19 protein-coding genes, 1 pseudogene and 1 riboswitch are annotated in these 20,685 nt (G+C 74.7%); of the genes and pseudogenes, 9 read left to right on the top strand and 11 right to left on the bottom strand.

Features of this window, described 5'->3' with window-relative positions; all coding sequences use genetic code 11:
• Positions 1-7 precede the first annotated feature (7 nt).
• Both ABZ881_RS27390 and ABZ881_RS27385 read right to left on the bottom strand, forming a co-directional pair.
• Entirely contained in the window at positions 8-205 is a 198-nt protein-coding gene (locus ABZ881_RS27390; protein ID WP_344017739.1) for a hypothetical protein, read from the bottom strand.
• A 118-nt stretch (positions 206-323) separates the two neighbouring features.
• On the bottom strand, positions 324-2,060 hold the full coding sequence (locus ABZ881_RS27385) for an ABC-ATPase domain-containing protein (RefSeq protein ID WP_358488547.1): 1,737 nt from the start codon (positions 2,058-2,060) through the stop codon (positions 324-326).
• Positions 2,061-2,302: 242 nt separating this feature from the next.
• On the opposite strand from ABZ881_RS27385, the gene ABZ881_RS27380 reads away from it, so the two are divergent.
• Positions 2,303-3,376, top strand: a complete 1,074-nt coding sequence (locus ABZ881_RS27380) for a DUF368 domain-containing protein (protein WP_358488546.1) — start codon at positions 2,303-2,305, stop codon at positions 3,374-3,376.
• A gap of 34 nt (positions 3,377-3,410) precedes the next feature.
• A complete protein-coding gene (locus tag ABZ881_RS27375; RefSeq protein WP_358488544.1) occupies positions 3,411-3,851 on the top strand; it encodes a PPOX class F420-dependent oxidoreductase in 441 nt (146 codons plus the stop codon).
• A 257-nt stretch (positions 3,852-4,108) separates the two neighbouring features.
• Here the strand turns inward: ABZ881_RS27375 and ABZ881_RS27370 are convergent.
• Both ABZ881_RS27370 and gcvP read right to left on the bottom strand, forming a co-directional pair.
• A pseudogene (locus ABZ881_RS27370) lies at positions 4,109-4,474 on the bottom strand (MFS transporter); the annotation flags it as partial.
• A 592-nt stretch (positions 4,475-5,066) separates the two neighbouring features.
• Positions 5,067-7,946, bottom strand: coding sequence for an aminomethyl-transferring glycine dehydrogenase (gene gcvP / locus ABZ881_RS27365; RefSeq protein ID WP_358488543.1), 2,880 nt, complete (start codon positions 7,944-7,946; stop codon positions 5,067-5,069).
• A gap of 161 nt (positions 7,947-8,107) precedes the next feature.
• A riboswitch (glycine riboswitch) is annotated at positions 8,108-8,204 on the bottom strand.
• Positions 8,205-8,285: 81 nt separating this feature from the next.
• Here gcvP and ABZ881_RS27360 point away from each other — a divergent pair.
• Positions 8,286-8,585, top strand: coding sequence for a YiaA/YiaB family inner membrane protein (locus ABZ881_RS27360; RefSeq protein WP_358488541.1), 300 nt, complete (start codon positions 8,286-8,288; stop codon positions 8,583-8,585).
• A gap of 9 nt (positions 8,586-8,594) precedes the next feature.
• Here ABZ881_RS27360 and ABZ881_RS27355 read toward each other — a convergent pair whose 3' ends face one another.
• The 5 genes from ABZ881_RS27355 to ABZ881_RS27335 all read right to left on the bottom strand — a co-directional run bounded on the left by ABZ881_RS27355 (position 8,595) and on the right by ABZ881_RS27335 (position 11,850).
• Complete coding sequence (locus ABZ881_RS27355) at positions 8,595-9,200, bottom strand: MerR family transcriptional regulator (RefSeq protein WP_358488540.1); 606 nt, start codon at positions 9,198-9,200, stop codon at positions 8,595-8,597.
• 211 nt (positions 9,201-9,411) lie between these two features.
• Positions 9,412-9,888, bottom strand: a complete 477-nt coding sequence (locus ABZ881_RS27350; RefSeq protein WP_010224693.1) for a bifunctional nuclease family protein — start codon at positions 9,886-9,888, stop codon at positions 9,412-9,414.
• A 257-nt stretch (positions 9,889-10,145) separates the two neighbouring features.
• The gene (gene garA, locus ABZ881_RS27345) at positions 10,146-10,598 is read right to left on the bottom strand and encodes a glycogen accumulation regulator GarA (RefSeq protein ID WP_085911046.1); all 453 of its coding nucleotides are present in this window, start codon (positions 10,596-10,598) and stop codon (positions 10,146-10,148) included.
• A 220-nt stretch (positions 10,599-10,818) separates the two neighbouring features.
• Positions 10,819-11,211, bottom strand: coding sequence for a glycine cleavage system protein GcvH (gene gcvH, locus ABZ881_RS27340; RefSeq protein ID WP_358488538.1), 393 nt, complete (start codon positions 11,209-11,211; stop codon positions 10,819-10,821).
• A 9-nt stretch (positions 11,212-11,220) separates the two neighbouring features.
• Positions 11,221-11,850, bottom strand: coding sequence for a CDP-alcohol phosphatidyltransferase family protein (locus ABZ881_RS27335; protein ID WP_358488586.1), 630 nt, complete (start codon positions 11,848-11,850; stop codon positions 11,221-11,223).
• A 223-nt stretch (positions 11,851-12,073) separates the two neighbouring features.
• On the opposite strand from ABZ881_RS27335, the gene ABZ881_RS27330 reads away from it, so the two are divergent.
• The 4 genes from ABZ881_RS27330 to ABZ881_RS27315 all read left to right on the top strand — a co-directional run bounded on the left by ABZ881_RS27330 (position 12,074) and on the right by ABZ881_RS27315 (position 15,888).
• Positions 12,074-12,586: an OsmC family protein gene (locus ABZ881_RS27330; RefSeq protein WP_344018003.1), complete on the top strand. Its 513-nt coding sequence runs from the start codon at positions 12,074-12,076 to the stop codon at positions 12,584-12,586.
• Between the two features lie 251 nt (positions 12,587-12,837).
• Entirely contained in the window at positions 12,838-13,749 is a 912-nt protein-coding gene (locus ABZ881_RS27325; protein ID WP_358488536.1) for an MEDS domain-containing protein, read from the top strand.
• 21 nt (positions 13,750-13,770) lie between these two features.
• Positions 13,771-14,724: an ATP-binding protein gene (locus ABZ881_RS27320; protein WP_358488534.1), complete on the top strand. Its 954-nt coding sequence runs from the start codon at positions 13,771-13,773 to the stop codon at positions 14,722-14,724.
• 279 nt (positions 14,725-15,003) lie between these two features.
• Positions 15,004-15,888: a BTAD domain-containing putative transcriptional regulator gene (locus tag ABZ881_RS27315; protein WP_358488533.1), complete on the top strand. Its 885-nt coding sequence runs from the start codon at positions 15,004-15,006 to the stop codon at positions 15,886-15,888.
• 73 nt (positions 15,889-15,961) lie between these two features.
• Here the strand turns inward: ABZ881_RS27315 and ABZ881_RS27310 are convergent, their stop codons facing one another.
• The gene (locus ABZ881_RS27310; RefSeq protein WP_358488532.1) at positions 15,962-16,741 is read right to left on the bottom strand and encodes an enoyl-CoA hydratase-related protein; all 780 of its coding nucleotides are present in this window, start codon (positions 16,739-16,741) and stop codon (positions 15,962-15,964) included.
• Positions 16,738-17,742 (bottom strand): glucose-6-phosphate dehydrogenase (coenzyme-F420), encoded by a 1,005-nt coding sequence (fgd, locus tag ABZ881_RS27305; protein WP_358488531.1) that lies wholly within the window; start codon positions 17,740-17,742, stop codon positions 16,738-16,740. The genes ABZ881_RS27310 and fgd overlap by 4 nt, the downstream gene beginning before the upstream one ends.
• 319 nt (positions 17,743-18,061) lie before the next feature.
• Here fgd and recQ point away from each other — a divergent pair, with 319 nt between their 5' ends.
• Together recQ and ABZ881_RS27295 are read left to right on the top strand one after the other, a co-directional pair.
• Positions 18,062-19,897 (top strand): DNA helicase RecQ, encoded by a 1,836-nt coding sequence (gene recQ, locus ABZ881_RS27300; protein WP_358488585.1) that lies wholly within the window; start codon positions 18,062-18,064, stop codon positions 19,895-19,897.
• The coding region (locus ABZ881_RS27295; protein WP_358488529.1) for a gamma-glutamyl-gamma-aminobutyrate hydrolase family protein at positions 19,894-20,685 on the top strand (792 nt) is incomplete at its 3' end. The genes recQ and ABZ881_RS27295, both read left to right, overlap by 4 nt.

The raw sequence follows: 20,685 nt of genomic DNA, 5'->3' as shown, positions 1-20,685 counted from the left end.
GGCCGGGTCAGGCGGACACCACCTGGTCCAGCACGCCGTCGCGGGCCGAGGCCACCAGGTCCGAGAACTGGTCGACGCTCATCTGGATCCGCTGCCCGAAGTCGTCGGTGATCACGATCCGCTTCTCCGGGGCGGCGGCCTCGTCGACGTAGAGCTCGGGGCAGCCGCAGTTGCAGCTGCCGCAGAAGGTGGCGATGTGACGCATGCGGGTGCTCCCCTCTCGGACGGCGCGCGGACGAACATCCGCGCCGTCGGGAGGGGTCGCCCGCGGGGTTCCGCCGGTTCCCGATGTCACCCGATGGAATCAGCCGGTCACCCGTTGGTCAGGATCGCGGGGCGTCCCGCCGACGGTGGCCGGTGACCCGGGCGGACCGCAGCCGGTTCACCGCGGCGGCGACCTCGTGCCTGCGGGGCACCGCGAAGTCGGCGAGCGTGCCGTGCGCGATCGCGGCGGCGCCGTCGCGCCGCAGGTCGTCGTCGAGCCGGTCGAGTGCCTCGGCGAGGGTGACGCCGTCCAGCGTCAGGTGCGCCAGGGCCAGCCCGATCCCGGTGGTCTGCGACGGGTCGGCCAGCTGGGACACCGCGGACAGGTCGATGTCGTCGGCGCCGAAGGTGAGCCGGCCGCGGCCGCGGGCGGTGATCTTGCGGCGCCCGCGGACCTGCGGATCGACGCTCGCCGGATCGAACACCCGGCGACCGAACGCCGGGAAGCCGGCGTCGTCGGCGTCCGGCGCCACCCCGGCGATCTCCCGGGCCCGCCCGGTGACCTCGGTGACCCGGTAGTCCTGCAGCAGGATCACCGTGTCGGCCCGGTCCAGGTAGTCCCCGGAGCCGCCCATCACCAGCACCGTGGACACGCCGTGCTCACGGTGCAGCGGGCGGACCCGGTCGACGAACGGCACCAGCGGCTCGGCCGAGATCAGCTCGCGCATCCGGGCGTCCCGGATCATCACGTTGGTCGCCGAGGTGTCCTCGTCGACGAGCAGCGTGTCGGCGCCGGACTCGAGTGCCTCGATCGTCGACGCGGCCTGCGAGGTCGATCCGGACGCCGACGGCGTCGAGAAGTCGTCGGTCGGCCGGCCGGACGGCAGGTCGGAGACGAACGCGCGGACGTCCACCCGCTGCACCGACCGCTCGTCCTCGGCCCGGACCGAGACGGTGTCCGGCCGGGTCACGACGAGCTCCCGGCCGTCGCCGGGGACGTGGTCGTACACCCCGCTCTCCAGCGCCCGCAGCAGGGTGGACTTGCCGTGGTAGCCGCCGCCGACGATCAGCGTGACGCCCTCGGGGACGCCCATCCCGCGCACCGGGCCGCGGTTCGGGGTGTGCAGGGTGACCCGCAGCGACTCCGGCGCCTCGAACGGGACGGCGTCGCGCAGCGGGCGGTCGTCGATGCCGGAGGCGCGGGGCAGCACGGCGCCGTCGGCGACGAACCCGGTCAGGCCCTCGGCGCGCAGCGCGTCCCGCAGCGCGCCGGCGTCCTCGACCGTCTCGACGAACTCCACCGCCCGATCGCGGTCGGCGTTCGTCCAGCTCAGCGCGCTGTGCACGGCAGCGGGGAGGTCGTCGGTCAGGGTCCGCGCGGCGGCGTGCCCGGCGATCCGGCGGCCGTGCCCCGGCAGCGGCATCCCCAGCTCGACGACGACGGCGCCGGACTCCCGGTCGATCCGGATCGCGCTGCGCTCCAGCACCTCCTGGCCGCCGGCGTCGACCGTCAGCGGGGTGTCGTGCAGGGCGGCGCGCAGCGCGCGGAGCAGGAACCCGCCGAGCGCCCTGGCCCGCACCGGGCTCCGGTACAGCTCGGCGGGCAGCTCCGCCGTCGCCGCGGGCACGGTGATCCGCAGCCGCGACGGCGGCGCGAACGGATCGGCCTGGACCTTGCGGACCGACAGCTCGACCCCGTCGAACGACCAGCGCCCGGTGAGACCCTTGTAGGCGCCATAGCCCGAGCCGTCCAGGCCGTGCAGCCGGGCGGCGAGCTCCCGGACGTCGCCCTGCACACCGGACGGCGGCGGGCCGGCCGTGCGACGATCGGGGCGGGTGCGGTGCGTGCGGGTCATGCGGTCCTCTCCGGACGGGTCTGCGGTCCCACCGTAGGTACCCGGCCGGACCGGTTCACACCCGTGCCGGTTCGCGGCCTGGCCGGTTCACACCCGTGCCGCTTCACAGCCGGGCCGGCCGCCCGCATGCCCGCCCCGCGCACCGTTCCGTCCTGCAATCACCCTGTTCAGGCGGGCCCTGCTCACCCGAGTGGTCCGTCCCCGAACGCCGGTCGGTAACCTGACCCGTCGTGTTGTCGCGTATGTCCGGAGTCCACCTCGCGCGTGGCGCGGCGATCGGTGTCGTCGAGACGATCCCCGGCGTCAGCGGCGGGACGATGGCCCTCGTCGTCGGGATCTACGAGCGGCTGATCGCCCAGGCCGGCCACCTGGTGGGCGCGGTCCGCGGCCTGCTCCCCGGCCAGGCCGGCGGCGACGTCCGGCCGCGCGAGCAGCTCCGCCGGCTGGACTGGGGCCTGCTGGTGCCGGTCGCGGTCGGGATGATCCTGGCCGTCGTGCTGGCGTCGCGGGTGCTGCCCGACCTGATCGAGGCGCATCCGGTCGGCTCCCGGGCGGTGTTCTTCGGGATGGTCGCAGCCTCGGTCGCGGTGCCGCTGCGGATCACCGGGATGCTGCGCGGCCGGCGCGAGTGGTCGATCGTGGTCGTCGCCTTCGCGGTGACGTACCTGGTGAGCAGCCTGCCGCCGGCCGCGGGCGACGGGCGGCCGCCGTACGTCCTGATCGGGCTCGCCGCCGCCATCGCCATCTGCGCGCTGGTGCTGCCCGGCTTCTCCGGCTCGTTCCTGCTGCTGGTCTTCGGGCTCTACGAGCCCACCCTGCGCGCGGTCGCCGAGTTCGACATCGCCTACATCGCGGTCTTCGCGCTCGGCGCGATCGTCGGGCTGGGCACCTTCGTCTCGCTGCTGCAGTGGCTGCTGGAGCACCACCGCCGCACCCTCATGGTGATCATGGTGGGCGTGCTGCTGGGTGCGCTGCGGGCGCTGTGGCCCTGGCAGGACGGCGCCCGCGGCGTCCTCGCCCCGGACCCGGGCTGGATCGCAATGCTGGTCCCGGCGCTGCTCGGCGCCGCGCTCGTGATCGGCATCATGGTGCTGGAGCGCCGGGTCGAGCCGCGCACCGAGCCCGCCCCGCTGGATGCCTCGGGGCCCGCCCCGGTGTCGTCTTCGGGGCCCGCCCCGGTGTCCGCCGAGGAGGAGACCCGGTTCCTGCGCCCGGTCCGCCCCGCCGAGGGATCCGGCGACCCCGGCGGCCCGGACGCCGACGTCACCCGCCCGCTCCCCCGGATCGACCGGCGGGACGGCCCCGGAAACCCTTGACCTGAAGCCGGGTTCACCTCCGAGGATCGCTCACATGAGCATCTTCAGCGACAGCGAGCTCGGATACCTGCGCGGGACCGGGCGGCTCGCCCGGCTCGCCACCATCGGCCCGGACGGCGGCCCGCAGATCCGCCCGGTCGGCTACCTGGTGAACCCGGACGGCACGATCGACATCGGTGGCATCGACAACCCGGCCACCCAGAAGTGGCGCAACGTGCGGCGCGACCCGCGGGTCGCGCTCGTCGTCGACGACACCGGGGACGGCCCCGGCTGGTCGCCGCGCTGGGTCGAGGTGCGCGGCACCGCCGAGCTGCTGCCCGGCGAGGTGCCCGGCGGGCCGTTCCGCGGCGGGGCGCCCGGCGTGATCCGGATCCGGCCGCACCGGGTGCTGGCACAGGTCGACGGCACCGCGCACAACCGCACCGTGAAGGGCGAGCACCGCGACCCCGCGGCACCGGTGACACCAGCACCGTGACACCGGCACCGTGACACCGAGACCGGTCACCCGGCCCCGGCCCCGGCCCCGGCTCCAGTTCCAGCACCCTCCCGGGCCCGGGTGAGCCGACCGGCGCTCGCCGCACCGTGCGGTGCCGGGAGGCCCGCGTGCCCGCTCAGGCCGGGCGCGGCAGCCACTCCGGGCGGGACGAGCCGCGCGGCACGAGCACCGTCCGGTACTCGCCGGGCGTCGCCGTCATCGTCACCTGGTCGGTGACGCCCTGGTAGTGCCCGAGCGGTGTTGACGGCGAACGAGAGTGCGAAGACGGTCATCAGGGTGCTGACCGAGGCGACGGTCGCCGCCAGGGTGACCCGCAGCGGGTTCGGCCAGTGCCCGCGCACCAGAGCGGCGATCGGCAGCTGCTCCGTCTTCGACGGCGCCGGGGCACCGTCCGCGGCCGTCCGGCGGTCGTCGGCGAGCTCGTTCTCGAACACCGGGGGCTCGTGCAGGGTGCGCCGGATCAGCACGCCGGCGATCAGCACCAGCACGCTCGCCCAGAACGGCACCCGCCAGCCCCAGCTGAGCAGCGCCTCCTCCGGCAGCAGCGCCACCGGCAGGAACACCGCGGTCGCCAGGATCTGCCCGGCCGGGGTGCCGGAGAGGCGTGCTCGGCCTGGACCCGGTCGCCGACGGCGAGTTCGCCGCCCCGTTCGGTCTGGTCCGCAGCCGCGCGCTGGCCGACGCCGGGCGCACCGTCCGGCTGGCGCTGACCGTGTCGCTGCTGCGCCGCGGCGAGTGGGGTCCCGGGGTCGCCGATCCGCAGTACGTCGCGCTGGGCACCGACGACCTGCTCGAAACGGCGGCCGCCGCCCGGGCCGGGGGCGTCCCGCTGCTGCCGGTGCCGGGCAACTACCACGACGACCTGGCGGCCCGCCTGGACCTGCCGGACGAGCGGATCGCCGTCTATCGCGAGCTGGGGGTGCTGCACGAGCGGGACGCCGACGGCGACCTGCTCCAGGTGTGCACCGAGTTGCTCGGTGGGCGGCTGTTCCTCGTGTTGGTGCAGCGCACCGGCCGGCACGACGGCCACGGCTGGAGCGACGCGCCGGTCCGGATGGCGGCGCACCGCCGGTCCCGCCTCACCCGCGCCGGTGCCGGTGCCGGCACCCGGCTGCGCGGGAGCCGGCACCGGTGGCCCGGCTGCCGCGCGTCCCGCCCGCTCGTCGAGGGACGGGCGGGACGCCCGGGGTGCCGTCAGGTGAACGCCTCCGGCGGCGGGCAGGAGCAGACCAGGTTCCGGTCGCCGTGCGCACCGTCGATCCGGCGCACCGGCGGCCAGACCTTGCGGTCGTGCACGCCCGGCGCCGCACCGGTCGGGTAGGCGGCGAGCTCGCGCGGGTAGGGGTGGTCCCACTTGTCGTCGGCCAGGCAGGCCGCGGTGTGCGGGGCGCCCCGCAGCGGGTTGTCGTCGGCCGGCCACTCCCCCGCGGCGACCCGGTCGATCTCGCCGCGGATCGAGATCATCGCGGCGATGAACCGCTCGATCTCGGCCAGGTCCTCGGACTCGGTCGGCTCGACCATCAGGGTCCCGGCCACCGGGAACGACATGGTCGGGGCGTGGATGCCGTGGTCGATCAGCCGCTTCGCGACGTCGTCCACCGTCACGCCGGTCTCCTTGGTGATCGCGCGCAGGTCCAGGATGCACTCGTGCGCGACGGAGCCGTCGGTCCCGGAGTACAGCACCGGGTAGTGCTCTCCCAGTCGGCGGGCGACGTAGTTCGCGGCGGCGACGGCGGTGAGCGTGGCCCGCCGCATCCCGTCGAGCCCCATCATCCGCAGGTAGGCCCAGGAGATCGGCAGCACGCCCGGGGAGCCGTGCGGTGCCGCGGACACCGGGCCGACCTCGCCGCGGCCGGGCAGGAACGGGACGAGGTGCTCGGCCACCGCGACCGGGCCGACCCCCGGCCCGCCGCCGCCGTGCGGGATGCAGAACGTCTTGTGCAGGTTCAGGTGCGACACGTCGCCGCCGAAGGCGCCCGGCCGGGCCACTCCGACCAGCGCGTTGAGGTTGGCGCCGTCGACGTAGACCTGGCCGCCCGCGTCGTGCACCGCGCCGCACACATCGCGCACCTGCGCCTCGTACACGCCGTGCGTCGACGGGTAGGTGATCATCAGCGCGGACAGCCGGGACCCGTGCTCGTCGATCTTGGCCCGGAGGTCGTCGAGATCGACGTTGCCCTGGGCGTCGGTGCCGACGACCACCACCCGCATCCCGGCCATGATCGCCGACGCGGCGTTGGTGCCGTGCGCGGACGCCGGGATCAGGCAGACGTCGCGCTCGGCCTCGCCGCGGCTGCGGTGGTAGGCCGCGATCGCCAGCAGCCCGGCGAACTCGCCCTGGCTGCCCGCGTTCGGCTGCAGCGAGACCGCGGCGTAGCCGGTCAGGTCGGCCAGCCAGGTCTCCAGCTGGGTGATCAGCTCCCGGGAACCGGCGGTGTCGGACTCCGGGGCGAACGGGTGCAGGTCGCTGAACTGCGGCCAGGTCACCGCCTCCATCTCGGCGGCGGCGTTGAGCTTCATCGTGCACGAGCCGAGCGGGATCATCGTGCGGTCGAGCGCGAGGTCGGCGTCGGCGAGCCGGCGCAGCCAGCGCATCAGCGCGGTCTCCGACCGGTGCTCGTGGAAGGTCGGGTGGGTCAGGTAGTCGCTGGTCCGGGCCAGCGCGCCGGGCAGCGCGTCGGCGGTGCCGGTGTCCAGCTCCGCGGCGTCCTGCGGGCCGGCCCCGAACGCCTCCCACACCGCGCGCAGGTGCGCGACGGTGGTGATCTCCGAGGTGGAGATGCCGACCTCGTCGCCGGAGACCCGGCGCAGCGCGATCCCGGCGTCGTGCGCGGCGGCGACGACGGCGTCCGCCCGGCCGGGTACCCGGGCCAGCACGGTGTCGAAGAACGCGTCGTGCACGATCTCGACGCCGCCGGAGCGCAGCCCGGCGGCCAGCACCGCCGCCATCCGGTGGGTCCGCTGGGCGATGGCGCGCAGCCCCTCCGGGCCGTGGTACACGGCGTAGCAGGCGGCCATCACGGCCAGCAGCACCTGCGCGGTGCAGATGTTGGAGGTCGCCTTCTCCCGGCGGATGTGCTGCTCGCGGGTCTGCAGGGCGAGCCGCAGCGCGTAGTTGCCGTCTGCGTCCCGGGAGACCCCGACCAGCCGGCCGGGGAGCTGGCGGGCGTGCCGTTGCCCGACCGACAGGTAGGCGGCGTGCGGGCCGCCGAAGCCGAGCGGGACACCGAACCGCTGGGTGGAGCCGATCGCCGCGTCCGCGCCCAGCTCGCCGGGCGGGGTGAGCAGGGTCAGCGCCAGCAGGTCCGCGGCGACCGCGACCAGCGCGCCCCGCTCGTGCGCCTGCTCGATCAGCGCCGACGGGTCGGACACCCGCCCGGACGCGCCCGGGTAGCTGAGCAGCACGCCGAACATCTCGCCGTCCGGCAGGGTACCGCCGGACAGGTCGGCGACCTCCAGCTCGATGCCGAGCGGCTCGGCCCGGGTGCGGAGCACGTCCAGGGTCTGCGGCAGCGTGTCGGCGTCGACCACGAAGCGGGCCGACTTCGCGCGCCCGGCCCGGCGCAGCAGCGTCATCGCCTCGGCGGCGGCGGTCGCCTCGTCCAGCAGCGACGCACCGGCGACCGGCAGCCCGGTCAGGTCCGACACCATCGTCTGGAACGCCAGCAGCGCCTCCAGCCTGCCCTGGCTGATCTCCGGCTGGTACGGCGTGTACGCGGTGTACCAGGCCGGGTTCTCCAGCACGTTGCGCCGGATCGCCGACGGCGTCCGGGTGCCGTGGTAGCCGAGCCCGATCATCGGGACGTTCACCGTGTTGCGGTCGGCCAGCGCCCGCAGCTCGGCGAGCATCTCGGCCTCACCGACCGGCGCCGGCAGCGAACCGCCGACCGGCTCGGGATCGCGGATCGCGGCGGGCAGGGCCCGGTCGGCCAGCGCCTCGAGCGAGTCGACGCCCAGCGCGTCGAGCATCCGGGCGAGTTCGCCGGGCCGGGGCCCGACGTGCCGGTCGGCGAACGGCAGTCCACGCTCGAGCTCGGCGAGGGTGGGACGGTGCTGCTGCGGGGTCGGGCTCACGGCGCCTCCGAAGGTGACGGCTCGGGCGGGGCAGGGCTGTCTCGCCCCTCCCCCTCTGTCCGTACCCGCGATCCGGGCGCCTGAGAGATTCACCCGAGGCTTCGGGCTTTCCCCGTCGGCGGACGGGCCCCCCGTGGTGGCCCGTCGCTTTCCAGAGGCGTCTCTACCGTGCGGTCCTGGTGCCTGAGAGGTTCCGGGAAGGGATTTGCTCCTTCGGCGCCCGGCTGTACTGCACCGGGTCTCTCCCGCTCGGTGTCAACGACTACCGGGCCGAGGATAACCGGTCCGGTCAGTATTTCCACGGCACCGCGGCCGGAACCGTCCCGCCAGGCTGCTCACATGTCGAACAGCAGCGCTCCGAACCCCGTTCCCGCCACCACCGCCGCCTTCCACCTGCAGGCGGTCCTGTCCTTCGGCGTCTCGCTGGCCGCGGTCGTCGTCGGGACCTTCTACCTGCCCGTCGACGGCTGGGTGAAGGCGTTCCTGGCCATCGCCGTGCTGTACGCCATCACCTCTGCGTTCACCCTCGCCAAGTGCGTCCGCGACAAGCAGGAGAGCCTGACCGTCGTCAACCGGGTCGACCAGGCGCGGCTGGAGAAGCTGATCGCCGAGCACGACCCGTTCCGCTCGGTCGCGTGAGCCGGCCGCTCAGGAGATCGCGCGCCGGGACCGGCGCCGGGCCAGCTCGTCCTCCGGGGACTCGTCGACGGTGCCGCCGTCGGCGCGTTCCACCGGGAAGTCCTTGATCACACCGCTGATCTCGCGCATCGCGCCCGAGACGGCGATCCCGAACACACCCTGACCGCCCTGCAGCAGGTCGACGACCTCCTCCGGGGAGGTGCACTCGTAGACGGTGGTCCCGTCGGAGAACAGGGTGATCCCGGCGAGATCCCTTATCCCGCGCCGGCGCAGGTGCTCGACCGCGATCCGGATGTTCTGCAGCGAGACCCCGGCGTCGAGCAGCCGCTTCACGATCTTGAGGACCAGTACGTCCTTGAACGAGTACAGCCGCTGGCTGCCGGATCCGGCGGCACCGCGGATCGACGGCACGACGAGCCCGGTCCGAGCCCAGTAGTCGAGCTGCCGGTAGGTGATGCCGACGACCTGGCATGCGGTCGGACCGCGGAAGCCGACGAGGCGATCGGACACCCCGTCCAGCCCCTCACCGACGAGCGGGTCCGGGAACAGCTCTGCCTGCCCCGGCCCCTCGCGTGGTGGCGTCTGCACCGCGTGGTCTCCCTCGGTCGGCCGCACCGTGACCGTCCTCGCCGTCCCATCACTCTCGGTGAAGGCGAGTTGCACGGATGTCATCAACGCTGATGACGGTAGGCCCGGGGGCCGGAGTGGTCAACGCGGCTCGCCGACACGGCCGTACCGCACAACGCCAGGTGACGGAGCACGGGCGGCCCGGTCACGCCGAGCGGCACTGGGTGTCGCCGAACGGTCCGGAACACCCGTTCGGGTGTCAGCCGGGCTGGGCGCCGCGGAAGTCCTCCGGTGACACCGAGTCGAGGAACTCGCGGAACTTCTCGACCTCGTCCTCCTGCTCGTCGGGGATGACGAGCCCGGCCTCGGCCAGCACGCTCTCGTCGGCGTGCACCGGGACACCGGTCCGCAGCGCCAGCGCGATCGAGTCACTCGGCCGGGCGGACACCGTCACGCCGCCGTCGAAGATCAGCTCGGCGTAGAAGGTGCCCTCCTGCAGGTCGGTCACCCGGACCTGTTCCAGCCGCCGGCCCAGTGCCCCGATGACGTCCTTGAGCAGATCGTGGGTCAACGGCCGTGCCGGCTTGACCCCCTGCTGCTCGAGGGCGATGGCCGTCGCCTCGACCGATCCGATCCAGATCGGGAGGTAGCGATCACCGTTGGTCTCCCGCAGCAACAGGATCGGCTGGTTCGCCGGGAGTTCGACCCGGACGCCCACGACGCGCATCTCGCTCATCAGCCCGCCTCCCCGGCCCTGTCGGGCCTGTCGGCCGCCCGGGGTGGACCCGCCACCCCGGCCGCCCTGATCGCCTTGCTCGCCCTGGTCCGTGCCCTGGGAGCTGTGGTCGCTCGTACCGCCGCCACCGACACGTTCCGACGCTACACGGGCGGGGCCCCCGATGCGCGCCTCCGGACGGGGTGTGACAGCGTCCTTTCGACGATCGTCACACGCCCGCCTCCGCACGGCGTGTCCGCTGGACCGCCGCCGGTGGATCAGCCCCGGGGGTCGCCCTCGCGAGGACCGGTCAGGAAGACCAGGCGGAACTTGCCGATCTGGACCTCGTCACCGTTGGCGAGCACGGCCGTGTCGACCGGCTCGCGGTTCACGTAGGTGCCGTTCAGGCTGCCGACGTCCACCACGACGAACTCGCCGGCGTCCCGGCGGAACTCGGCGTGCCGGCGGGAGACGGTGACGTCGTCCAGGAAGATGTCGCTGTCGGGGTGCCGGCCCGCACTGGTGGTCGGCACGTCGAGCAGGAAGCGCGAACCGGCGTTCGGGCCGCGCCGGACCACCAGCAGGGCCGACCCGGCGGGTAGCCCGTCGACGCCGGAGACGGCGGGCTCGGCGCTCGGCTGCTCCACGTCGGCGAGGAAGTCCGCCCGGAAGACCGATGTGGTCTCCGGTGCGCGCTCCGGCGGCACGTCGCGCGGGTCGTTCGTGGTCACCTCGGGGTCTCCTCCTCCGGAAGCGGGGGTCCCGGACACGGTCCGGGTGATGCAGGCGGGCCGGCCGCACTGGTGCGGTGCTGCGCTGAGACGGATGTCGCCTCGACCGGCCGCGATGTCGACGTGTCAGGGGGACCGAACCTACCCGCCCCGGTGTCGCCGCGATACGCCAGGCCGCGGCGCCCGGGTGACCCGTGCGACGGACGGTCGCCGGGGGTGGTCAGGAACCGTCGGCGAGCCGACGGTAGGCGTCGGCGTCGAGCGGGCCGGCCGGCGTGGCGCCGTCCGCGATCCGCACGTCGACGATCCAGCCGTCCCCGTACGGAGCCGAGTTGATCAGCTCCGGACCGGCGTCCAGCGCCTCGTTGACGGCGACCACCTCGCCCGCCACCGGTGCGTAGATGTCCGACACCGACTTGGTCGACTCGACCTCGCCCATCGTGTCGCCCGCGGACAGCACGTCGCCGACGGTCGGCAGCTGGACGAAGACCACATCCCCCAGCTGCGACTGGGCGTGGTCGGTGATGCCGATCCGGACCACCCCGTTCCCGGTGTCGCGCACCCACTCGTGGGCCTCGGTGTAGGTCAGGTCCGAGGGAATCTCCGAACTCACGCGACGAGCCTAGCCCCCGCCATCCGGGTGACCGAACCGGGGCGCCGGGGGCGGGAACGGGCGCCGCATCGCCAGCCCGAACTGCACCAGGTAGAGCAGGCCGGACCATATGTAGAGGGCGACGCCCCAGATCGCGAACGCGTGCGCGATCACCCGGACGGCGGTCTCCGCGGCGGACGGGCCGTCCCCGAGAAGGAGCAGCGGGAAGGCGTAGAGCAGCACGAAGGTCGCGGCCTTGCCGAGGTAGACGACCTCGAACGGGCCGTACCCCCGGCGGCGCAGCACGAACACGCACACGGCCAGCACGACGTCCCTGGCGAGCAGCGCACCCACCGCCCACCAGGGCACGATGTCGCGGATCGCCAGGCCGACCAGCGCGGCCAGGATGTAGAGCCGGTCGACCGCCGGATCGAGCATCGCCCCGAACCGGCTGTACTGGTCCAGCACCCGGGCCAGCTTCCCGTCCAGCCAGTCGGTGAAGCCGCCGATCGCGAGCACTGCGACGGCCCAGCCGTCGGCCTCCGGGCCGAGCATCAGCCACAGGAACAGCGGCACCCCGGCCAGGCGCAGCATGCTCAGCGCGTTCGGCACCGTCCAGAGCCGGTCGTCGCCGGTGGGCGGACCGGCGACGTCGTGCACCGTGTCCCGCACGGTGTCGCGCACCGTGTCCCGGGCCTCACGGGCGCCGCGCCGGACCGCCGCGGCCCTGCCCGTATCGGATTCCCCGCCCACCCGGGCAGCCTAGACGGCTCCCGCACTGTGCAGCCCGGCCCCGCGGGGTGAGGATGGCGCGGTGACCGACACTCATTCCGACACCCATTCCGGCGCCGACTCCGTGCCCGGCCCGCACGCGGCCGCAGGCGTGACGCTCAAGGACATCCAGGCCCCGCTCAAACAGCAGTACCGCGACGACCCGGGATCCGCGGTCGTCACGCTGTCCGCCGACGGCGAGCTCGGCGCGGGGGTGGCCTGCAAGGTGAGCACCGGCCAGGCGCTCGCCGAGGCCGGGCTGCACCCGGCGACCGGCGGCGACGGCACCCAGCTGTGCTCCGGGGACATGCTGCTGGAGGCGCTGGTCGCCTGCGCCGGGGTGACGCTGCGGGCGGTGGCGACGGCCCTGGAGCTCGACGTGCAGGGCGGCCTGCGGGCCGAGGGGGACCTCGACTTCCGGGGCACCCTCGGCGTCGCCAAGGACGCCCCGGTCGGCTTCCGGGACATCCGCCTGTTCCTCGACGTCGACGTCCGCTCCGGGGACGCCCCGGCCGACCCGGACACGGTCGCCACCCTGGTGCGGCTGACCGAGCGATACTGCGTGGTCCTGCAGACGATCAAGGGCAGCGCGAGTACGTCGGTCGAGGTCCGGCCGGCCGGCTGAGCCCGCCGGTCGAGCCGGCCCTGCTCCGTCCGAGGGTCGGCGCACTGCGCCGAACGGCATGTTCTGCGCGCCATCACCTGCGCACCACCGCCGGTGGCGGTCCGCTCGTCGCGCGTCACCGTCGGTTCGGCGCCCGGCACGCTCCGGGGTCTCCGGGGCCCGGAGCCGGTCTCCGTACGGTGACGGCGTCCTGGTAGGCGTGACAGGGCGTGCCCACCGACAGCCGGTGACCGCGCCCCGGTAGGTGACACGTGATCAAGCTGGCGGACGATGTCTCGTCCGGCGATCACGTCTGCGCGGTCCCGGAGAGCGTCGAGCATCTCGGGGAGATCACCTCCGGTTTCGTCGCGCACGGGCTGGCCCGCGGCGAGAAGGTCCTCTTCTTCGACGACGACGGCGCCGCGGACGGGCTGCTGCGCCGGATGACCGAGGACGGTCACGAGATCGGCGAGCCGCTGCGCGTCGGGCAGCTGGAGATCCTGCCGGAGGAGGACACTCGGCGGACCTTCCGCACCCCGCTGCCGGACATCCACGCCGGGATCACCGGCGAGGTGACCCGCGCGCTGGACGCGGGCTGGACCGGCGCCCGGATCACCGGCCAGATGCACGGGGCGCTGGCCCCGGGTGCGTCCGGCACCCTGCCCGAGTACGATGGGCTGCTCGCCCGGCTGATCCGGGAGAACCGGGACAGCCTCGCCGCGCTCTGCACGTTCGACCACGTGCACTTCCCGGACGAGTCGATCGACATCATGCGCGCGCTGCACCGCGACCACCTCGCGGTGACCGGCGCCTACGACGACGGGCTGCTGCGCATCGTCCGGCTCGGGATCGGGCACGCCCGGCTGGCCGGCGAGATCGACCACAGCAACCGGCCGAAGATCACCTCGCTGCTGCACCAGGCGCTGGACGGCACCCTGCGCTCGGCCGACGCCCCCACCGACATCGGGCTCGACATGGCCTCGGTCCGGTTCATCGACGTCGCCTCGGCGGTGGCGCTGGTGCACGCTGCGGAGGGCTTCCCGTCCACCCACCGGCTGGTGCTGCACCGGGTGCGGCCCCGGGTGCAGCGGATCCTCGACCGCTGCGGCGCCGCGTTCTCCCCCCAGCTGGCCTTCGACGACGCGCCGCCCCCGGTCGGGCCGCCCGGCGCGCCGGGACGGTGACGGTCCGATGAAGGTCGAGAGATGAAGGTCAACGCGGTCCCCCGGCCGCCCGGCTTCGCGCACGCGCTGGTGCACGCCGACGACACCGCGGAGCTGGTCCGCCGGGTCGCGCCGGTGGCCGCCGCCGCGGACCGGGACACCGGCGCCCAGATCGCGCTCGCGGTCTCCGCGGAGGCCGAGCAGGCGCTGCGCGCGGAGCTGGCCGACTGCTCCGGCGGGATCGGCAGGCTCACCACGCTCACCCGCTCGGCCCGCGAGTCCGGCCAGACGGTGGCCGCGTGGCGGGCCAGGGAGCTGCGCGCGCTGTCGTCGTCGGGCAGGCCGGTGTTCGTCGTGGCGCAGCACGACCCGGATCTCGACGGGATCGACGGCGGGTTCTGGATCGAGCTGGAGGCCGCGCTCAACATCTCGCTGGACGGCCTGCCGGTCACCCAGCTGTGCGTCTACCCGCGGATCCCGCTGCACGGTGCGGTGGGCGACGCGGCGCTGGCCAACCATCCGCTGCAGCTGCGCGGCGAGCAGCTCACCCCGAACCCGGCGTCCCGGCCGCCGGCCGAGGTGCTCGCGGCGCTCCCGTTCGCCCCGCCGCACCTGCTCGGCCCGCCGGACGTCCAGCTGCAGTACAACACCTTCGAGCTGTCCCGGGTGCGGGACGCGGTGGAGGAGGCCGCCCGCGCCTGCCGGTTCGATCCGGTGCGCAGCGAGGACATGGTGCAGGCGGTGAACGAGGTGGCGACCAACGCCGTCGAGCACGGCTCGCCGGAGGCCGCGCTGTCGGTCTGGTCCCGCCCGGGCGAGCTGGTGTGCGAGGTGCACGACACCGGCTCGATCCCGCTGGCGCTGATCGGGCTGGCGCCGCCGCACCCGTCGCGCCCGCGTGGGCGCGGCACCTGGATCGCCCGCCAGCTGTGCGACAGTCTGCACGTGTGGCGGGCCCCCGACGGCACCCATGTCCGGCTGCTCGTCCGGGCCTGAGCCCCGTTCGGCGGTGCGCGCACCCCGCCGCCGGAGTGAATCCTCACCCGGATCTCACGTCCGGGGCCCGGCTCCGCTATCCTCGGCGACCGAGCACATCGCACGGAGACGCCGCCCGCCGTCCGTGCGGTGCGGTCTCGTCGTGCCCTCTCCGCGCCCCGGTCGTCCGCCCGGGTGGCGCGCCGCGGCCCGGCGCAGGGCCGCCTGCGGGCCGCACGTCACGAACGATCCGGGGAAAACCGCATGTCCGACGATCACTGTCGATCCAGTGAGTGCGCTGTGACACCAGCACTCGCCGATTCCGCAGAACGCGCACCGTCCACCGCCGACACCGGGAGCACCGCACCGCAGGTACGGGTCCTGGGTGCCTTCGGCCTGCGCGTCGGTGACCATCCGGTCCCGCTGCCGGTCGACTCGCGCCGCCTCATCGCCTACCTGGCCGTGCACCCGCGCCCGCAGCCGACCGCCGCGCTGGCCGCCGACCTGTGGGCCGGCGTCGGCCCGGGCCCCGCGGCCCGGCTGCTCGACGAGGCCGTGACCGGTGTGGACCTGCCCGAGCTGCTGGCCGCCGACGACCGCGGCCGGCTGCACCTCGCCGACGACGTGCGGGTCGACCTGGCCGAGGCGCTGCTGCTGGTCCGCGGACTGTCCTCGCCGGAGCTGCTGCGCACCGTGCGCGAGATCGGCTGCCCGCAGACCGGCCTGCTCGAGGCCGACATCCTGCCGTCCTGGACGGCGCCGTGGATCGCCGTCGAGCGGGAGCGGTTCCGCCAGCTGCGGCTCTCCGCGCTGGAGGGGCTGTCCGGCACCCTCACCGCGGCCGACCGGCACGACGACGCCGTCGCCGTCGCCCGGCGCGCGGTCGCCACCGCGCCCAGCCGCGAGCGTTCCCGCCGGGCCCTGGTCGAGGCGCTGCTCGCCGGCGGCCACGTCGCCGACGCCCTCGCCGAGTACGAGGAGTTCCAGCGGCTGCTGCGCAACAGCGTCGGCGCCACCCCGGACTCCGAGCTGGACCGGCTGCTCGCCCCGCTCGACTCCGGCTGGCCGCTCGGGCCCGGCCTGCACCGCCCGGTGCAGCGCTGGGGCGTCGGGATGCCCGGCGCCACCCGGCCGGCGCAGCGCGGCCGCCGGCTCGCCGCCGGCAGCCCGGTCAGCGGACGCTGACCGGGCCGGGCGCAGCTCCCGGGCCGGCGGGCCCGCACCCGCCGGCCCCGGCCCCGGCCCCGGCCCACGATCCTCAGTGGAACCGAGGCCGCCGCTTCTCGGTGAACGCGGCGAGCCCCTCGGTCCCCTCCGGCCCGGCCGCGCAGGTCGCGATCGAGTCCGCCTCCGCCGCCAGCTGGTCGTCCAGGGTCGATGCCCAGGTCCGGTCCAGCAGCCCGCGGATCCGGCCGAGCGCCGCCGTCGGGCCCTGCGCCAGCCGGTGCGCCAGCGCGGCGGCCTCGTCGGCCACCGCGTCGTCGTCGACGACCGAGGCGAGGATCCCGAGTTCGGCCAGCGCGTCGGCGTCCAGCACCTCGTCGGTGAGCAGGATCCGGCGGGCCCGCGCCGCGCCGACCAGCCGCGGCAGGGTCCAGCTCATCCCGCCGTCCGGGGAGAACCCGATCGCCGGGTAGGCCGGGCGCAGCCGGGTGGACCGGCCGCCGACCGCCAGGTCGCAGGCCAGCACGATGCTCATCCCGGCACCCGCCGCCCAGCCGGGCACCGCGGTGACCGTCGGGACCGGCGAGCCGACCAGCGGGCGCAGCATCGCGTGGAAGGTGTCGGCCAGGCCGTGCACGTAGCCGTACCGGTCCTCGGCGCCGGCGAACGCGCGCACGTCGCCGCCGGTGCAGAAGTTCTCGCCGTCGCCGTGCAGCAGCACCGCGCCGACGCCGTCCGGATCGGCCGGGTCGGCCTGGGCCAGCTTCTCCAGCGCCCCGGCGACCTCCTGCATCGCGGGGCCGTCCAGGGTGCCGTGCCGGCCGGCCGAGATCCGGCAGCGCAGCACCCGGCCGTCGCGTTCCAGAGCGCTCACCCCAGCGCCCGCAGCTTCGGCAGCACGTCCTCGGAGAACTGGGTGAGGAAGCGGCGCTGGTCGTCGCCCGGCCCGTGCACGACGAGGTGGTTCAGTCCGGCGTCGATGTAGGGGCGGATCTGCTCGACCGCCTCGTCCGGGTCGGAGGCGACGATCCAGCGCTGGGTGATCTGCTCGATCGGCAGCGCGTCGGCGAGCCGCTCCATCTCCTGCGACGAGCCGACCGAGTGCTTCTGCTCGGCGGTCAGCGACAGCGGCGCCCAGAACCGGCAGTTCTCCCGCGCGGCCTCCGGGTCCCGGTCGTAGCTGATCTTGATCTCGATCATCTTGTCGATGGTCGCGGCGTCCCGGTCCTCCTTGGCGGCGCCCTCCTCGACACCCGGGACGAGCTTCTCGGTGTAGAGGTCCATGCCCTTGCCGGAGGTGCAGATGAAGCCGTCGCCGTGCCGGCCGGCGTAGCGCGCGACCATCGGGCCGCCGGCGGCGACGTAGATCGGGACCGGCTGCTCAGGGCGGTCGTAGATCGTCGCGTCGACCAGCGTGTAGTACTCGCCCTCGAAGGACACGGTGTCCTCGGTCCACAGCGCCCGCATCGCCCGGACCGCCTCGCGCAGCCGGGCGAAGCGCTCCTTGAACTCCGGCCACTCGCGGCCGGAGACGGCGATCTCGTTCAGCGCCTCGCCGGTGCCGACGCCCGCGACGATCCGGCCGCCGGTGAGCAGCGACATCGTTGCGAAGGTCTGGGCGAGCACCGCCGGGTTGTAGCGGAAGGTGGGGGTCAGCACCGAGGTGCCGATCTGGACCCGCTCGGTGCGCTCCCCCACCGCGGCCATCCACGGCAGCGCCGCCGGGGCGTGCCCGCCGGTGTGCCGCCAGGGCAGGAAATGGTCCGACGCCCAGACGCTGTCCAGCCCGACCTGCTCGGCCAGCACAGCATACTCGACGAGGTCGCGCGGGCCGAACTGCTCGGCCGACGCCTTGTACCCGATCTTGAGATCCACAGGTTGTTCCTTACCGCGTGCAGGGCGCGCAACGGGGTCGGCGCGCCGTGTCCTACCCGAGTACCTACACCCCCGGCGCGCCTCGCGCAGCACCGATCCGGTCACCCGGACCCGCCGGCCCGGCACCGGACGGTGCCGGATCCCCGGAGCCGGGCGGGCCCGGCCGATCCCGGCCCCTACGATCGGGTGCGTGTTCGACCCTGCCGCACCGGACGAGGTCCCGCTCCCACCCGAGCCGGACGACGACCACGGCTGGGAACCGCCGCCGGACGACCGCGACGGTCCCCCCGACGACCCCGGCGGGCCCGTCCCGGCGCCGGTGCGCAGCTCCGACCCGCACGAGGTGCTGCGGCGGGTCTTCGGCTACGAGGCGTTCCGCGGCGACCAGGAGGAGATCGTCACCCACGTGGCGGGCGGCGGCGACGCGCTGGTGCTCATGCCGACCGGGGGCGGGAAGTCGCTCTGCTACCAGGTCCCGGCGCTGGTCCGGCCCGGCACCGGCGTCGTCGTGTCGCCGCTGATCGCGCTCATGCAGGACCAGGTCGACGCACTGCAGGCGCTCGGCGTGCGGGCCGGGTTCCTCAACTCCACCCAGGACGCCGACGAGCGCAGGCTCACCGAGCAGGAATTCCTGGCCGGCGAGCTGGACCTGCTCTACCTGGCCCCGGAGCGGCTGCGGGTGGAGTCCACCGTCCGGCTGCTGGAGCGCGGCCGGATCGCGCTGTTCGCGATCGACGAGGCGCACTGCGTCGCGCAGTGGGGGCACGACTTCCGGCCCGACTACCTGCTGCTCTCCGAGCTGCACGTGCGCTGGCCGGACGTCCCGCGGATCGCGCTCACCGCGACCGCCACCGAGGCCACCCGCACCGAGATCGCGCAGCGGCTGCAGCTCACCGACGCCCGGCACTTCGTCGCCAGCTTCGACCGGCCCAACATCCAGTACCGGATCGCCCCGAAGAACGAGCCGCGCCGCCAGCTGCTCGACCTGCTGCGCTCCGAGCACGCCGGGGACTCCGGCATCGTCTACTGCCTGTCCCGCAAGTCGGTGGAGCAGATCGCCGAGTTCCTGTCCGGGCAGGGCATCCGGGCGCTGCCCTACCACGCGGGCCTGGACGCGTCGGTGCGCCGGACCAACCAGTCCCGGTTCCTGCGCGAGGACGGCCTGGTCATGGTCGCGACGATCGCGTTCGGGATGGGCATCGACAAGCCGGACGTCCGGTTCGTCGCGCACCTCGACCTGCCGAAGTCGGTCGAGGGCTACTACCAGGAGACCGGCCGGGCCGGCCGGGACGGCGAGCCGTCGACGGCCTGGCTCGCCTACGGGCTCGCCGACGTCGTCCAGCAGCGGAAGATGATCGACGACTCGGAGGGCGACGCGGCGCACAAGCGCCGCCTGGGCATGCACCTGGACGCCATGCTCGCGCTCTGCGAGACCACCGAGTGCCGGCGGGTGCAGCTGCTGCGCTACTTCGGCCAGGACCTCGGCACCGGCGCCACCGCCTGCGGCAACTGCGACACCTGCCTGACCCCGGTGACGTCCTGGGACGGGACGGTCGCCGCGCAGAAGGTGCTGTCCGCGGTCTGGCGGCTGCGCAACGAGCGCAGGCAGAGCTTCGGCGCGGTGCACCTGATCGACATCCTGCTCGGCAAGCGGACGCCGAAGGTCGAGCAGTTCTCGCACGACCAGCTGTCGGTGTTCGGGATCGGCACCGAGCTGTCCGAGGTGCAGTGGCGCGGCGTGATCCGCCAGCTGGTGGCGCGCCGGCTGCTGGCCGTCGGCGGGCTGCACTCCACGCTGGTGTTCACCGACGACTCCCCCGCCGTGATGCGCGGCGAGACGCCACTGATGCTGCGCGCCGAGCCGGAGCGCACGGCCCGCCCGCGCACCCGGTCCGGATCGGGCTCCCGACCCCCCGCCGAGCTGTCCGCCGAGGCGGCGCCGGTGTTCGAGCGGCTGCGCAGCTGGCGGGCCGCCACGGCGAAGGAACAGGGGGTGCCCGCGTACGTGATCTTCCACGACGCGACGCTGCGGGAGATCGCCTCCCGCACCCCGGCCGACCGGGCCGCGCTGGGCACGATCGCCGGGATCGGCGAGGGCAAGCTGGCCCGCTACGGCGACCAGGTGCTCGACGTCCTGCGCGGTGCCGACGCATGAGGCCGCTGATCGGGATCACCGCCTACACCGAGCGGGCGAGCTACTGGGTCGTCGAGGACGAGGAGACCGTGCTGGTGCCGCGCGGGTACCTGGACATGGTCTCCGCGGCCGGCGGCACACCGGTGCTGCTGCCGCCGACCGCGGACGCCGCGGACGCCGCCGCGGCCTGCGACGGCGTGCTGCTGAGCGGCGGGCCGGACATCGGCGCCGCGCACCACGGCTCGGTCCGCGGCCCGCACGACGACGAGCCGCGGACCGAGCGGGACGCCGCCGACCTGGCCGCGGTGCACCGCGCGCTGGAGCTCGGCATCCCGGTGCTCGGCGTGTGCCGCGGGCACCAGCTGCTCAACGTCGCGCTCGGCGGGACGCTGCACCAGCACCTGCCGGACGCGGTCGGCGACGCCGTCGCCGCCGCGCACTCGGCCGGGCCGGGCGTCTACGCGCCGGTGCAGCTCGTCGCCGAGCCCGGCTCCCGGATCGCGGCGGCACTCGGCACCGGTCCGGTCACCGTCCGCTGCCACCATCACCAGTCGGTCGACCGGCCCGGCAGCGGGCTGCGGGTGACCGCCCGGTCCGGCCCGGTGGTCGAGGCGATCGAGCCGCCCCCCGGCGGGCCGTGGGTGCTCGGCGTGCAGTCGCACCCCGAGCGAAGCCCGGACGACCTGCGGCTGGCCCGCGCCCTGGTCGCGGGGGGGCGGGGGGGCGGGGGGGGGGGGGCGGGCCCGGGGGGGCCCCGGGGGGGGGGGGGGGGGCGCGCCGGGACCGCCCAGGGACTGTGTGCAAGAGCG

Source organism: Pseudonocardia sp. NPDC046786, assembly GCF_040645415.1.
In the GTDB taxonomy this organism is placed as follows: domain Bacteria; phylum Actinomycetota; class Actinomycetes; order Mycobacteriales; family Pseudonocardiaceae; genus Pseudonocardia; species Pseudonocardia kongjuensis.
The sequence above is the reverse complement of the archived record's forward strand: the minus strand, read 5'-3'. Positions and strand labels throughout refer to the sequence as shown.

Bases quoted from the DNA above. Each gene is read 5' to 3' on its own strand.
- ABZ881_RS27390 (WP_344017739.1), bottom strand. From the start codon at position 205: ATGCGTCACATCGCCACCTTCTGCGGCAGCTGCAACTGCGGCTGCCCC.
- ABZ881_RS27385 (WP_358488547.1), bottom strand. From the start codon at position 2,060: ATGACCCGCACGCACCGCACCCGCCCCGATCGTCGCACGGCCGGCCCG.
- ABZ881_RS27380 (WP_358488546.1), top strand. From the start codon at position 2,303: ATGTCCGGAGTCCACCTCGCGCGTGGCGCGGCGATCGGTGTCGTCGAG.
- ABZ881_RS27375 (WP_358488544.1), top strand. From the start codon at position 3,411: ATGAGCATCTTCAGCGACAGCGAGCTCGGATACCTGCGCGGGACCGGG.
- ABZ881_RS27360 (WP_358488541.1), top strand. From the start codon at position 8,286: ATGTCGAACAGCAGCGCTCCGAACCCCGTTCCCGCCACCACCGCCGCC.
- ABZ881_RS27350 (WP_010224693.1), bottom strand. From the start codon at position 9,888: ATGAGCGAGATGCGCGTCGTGGGCGTCCGGGTCGAACTCCCGGCGAAC.
- ABZ881_RS27320 (WP_358488534.1), top strand. From the start codon at position 13,771: ATGAAGGTCAACGCGGTCCCCCGGCCGCCCGGCTTCGCGCACGCGCTG.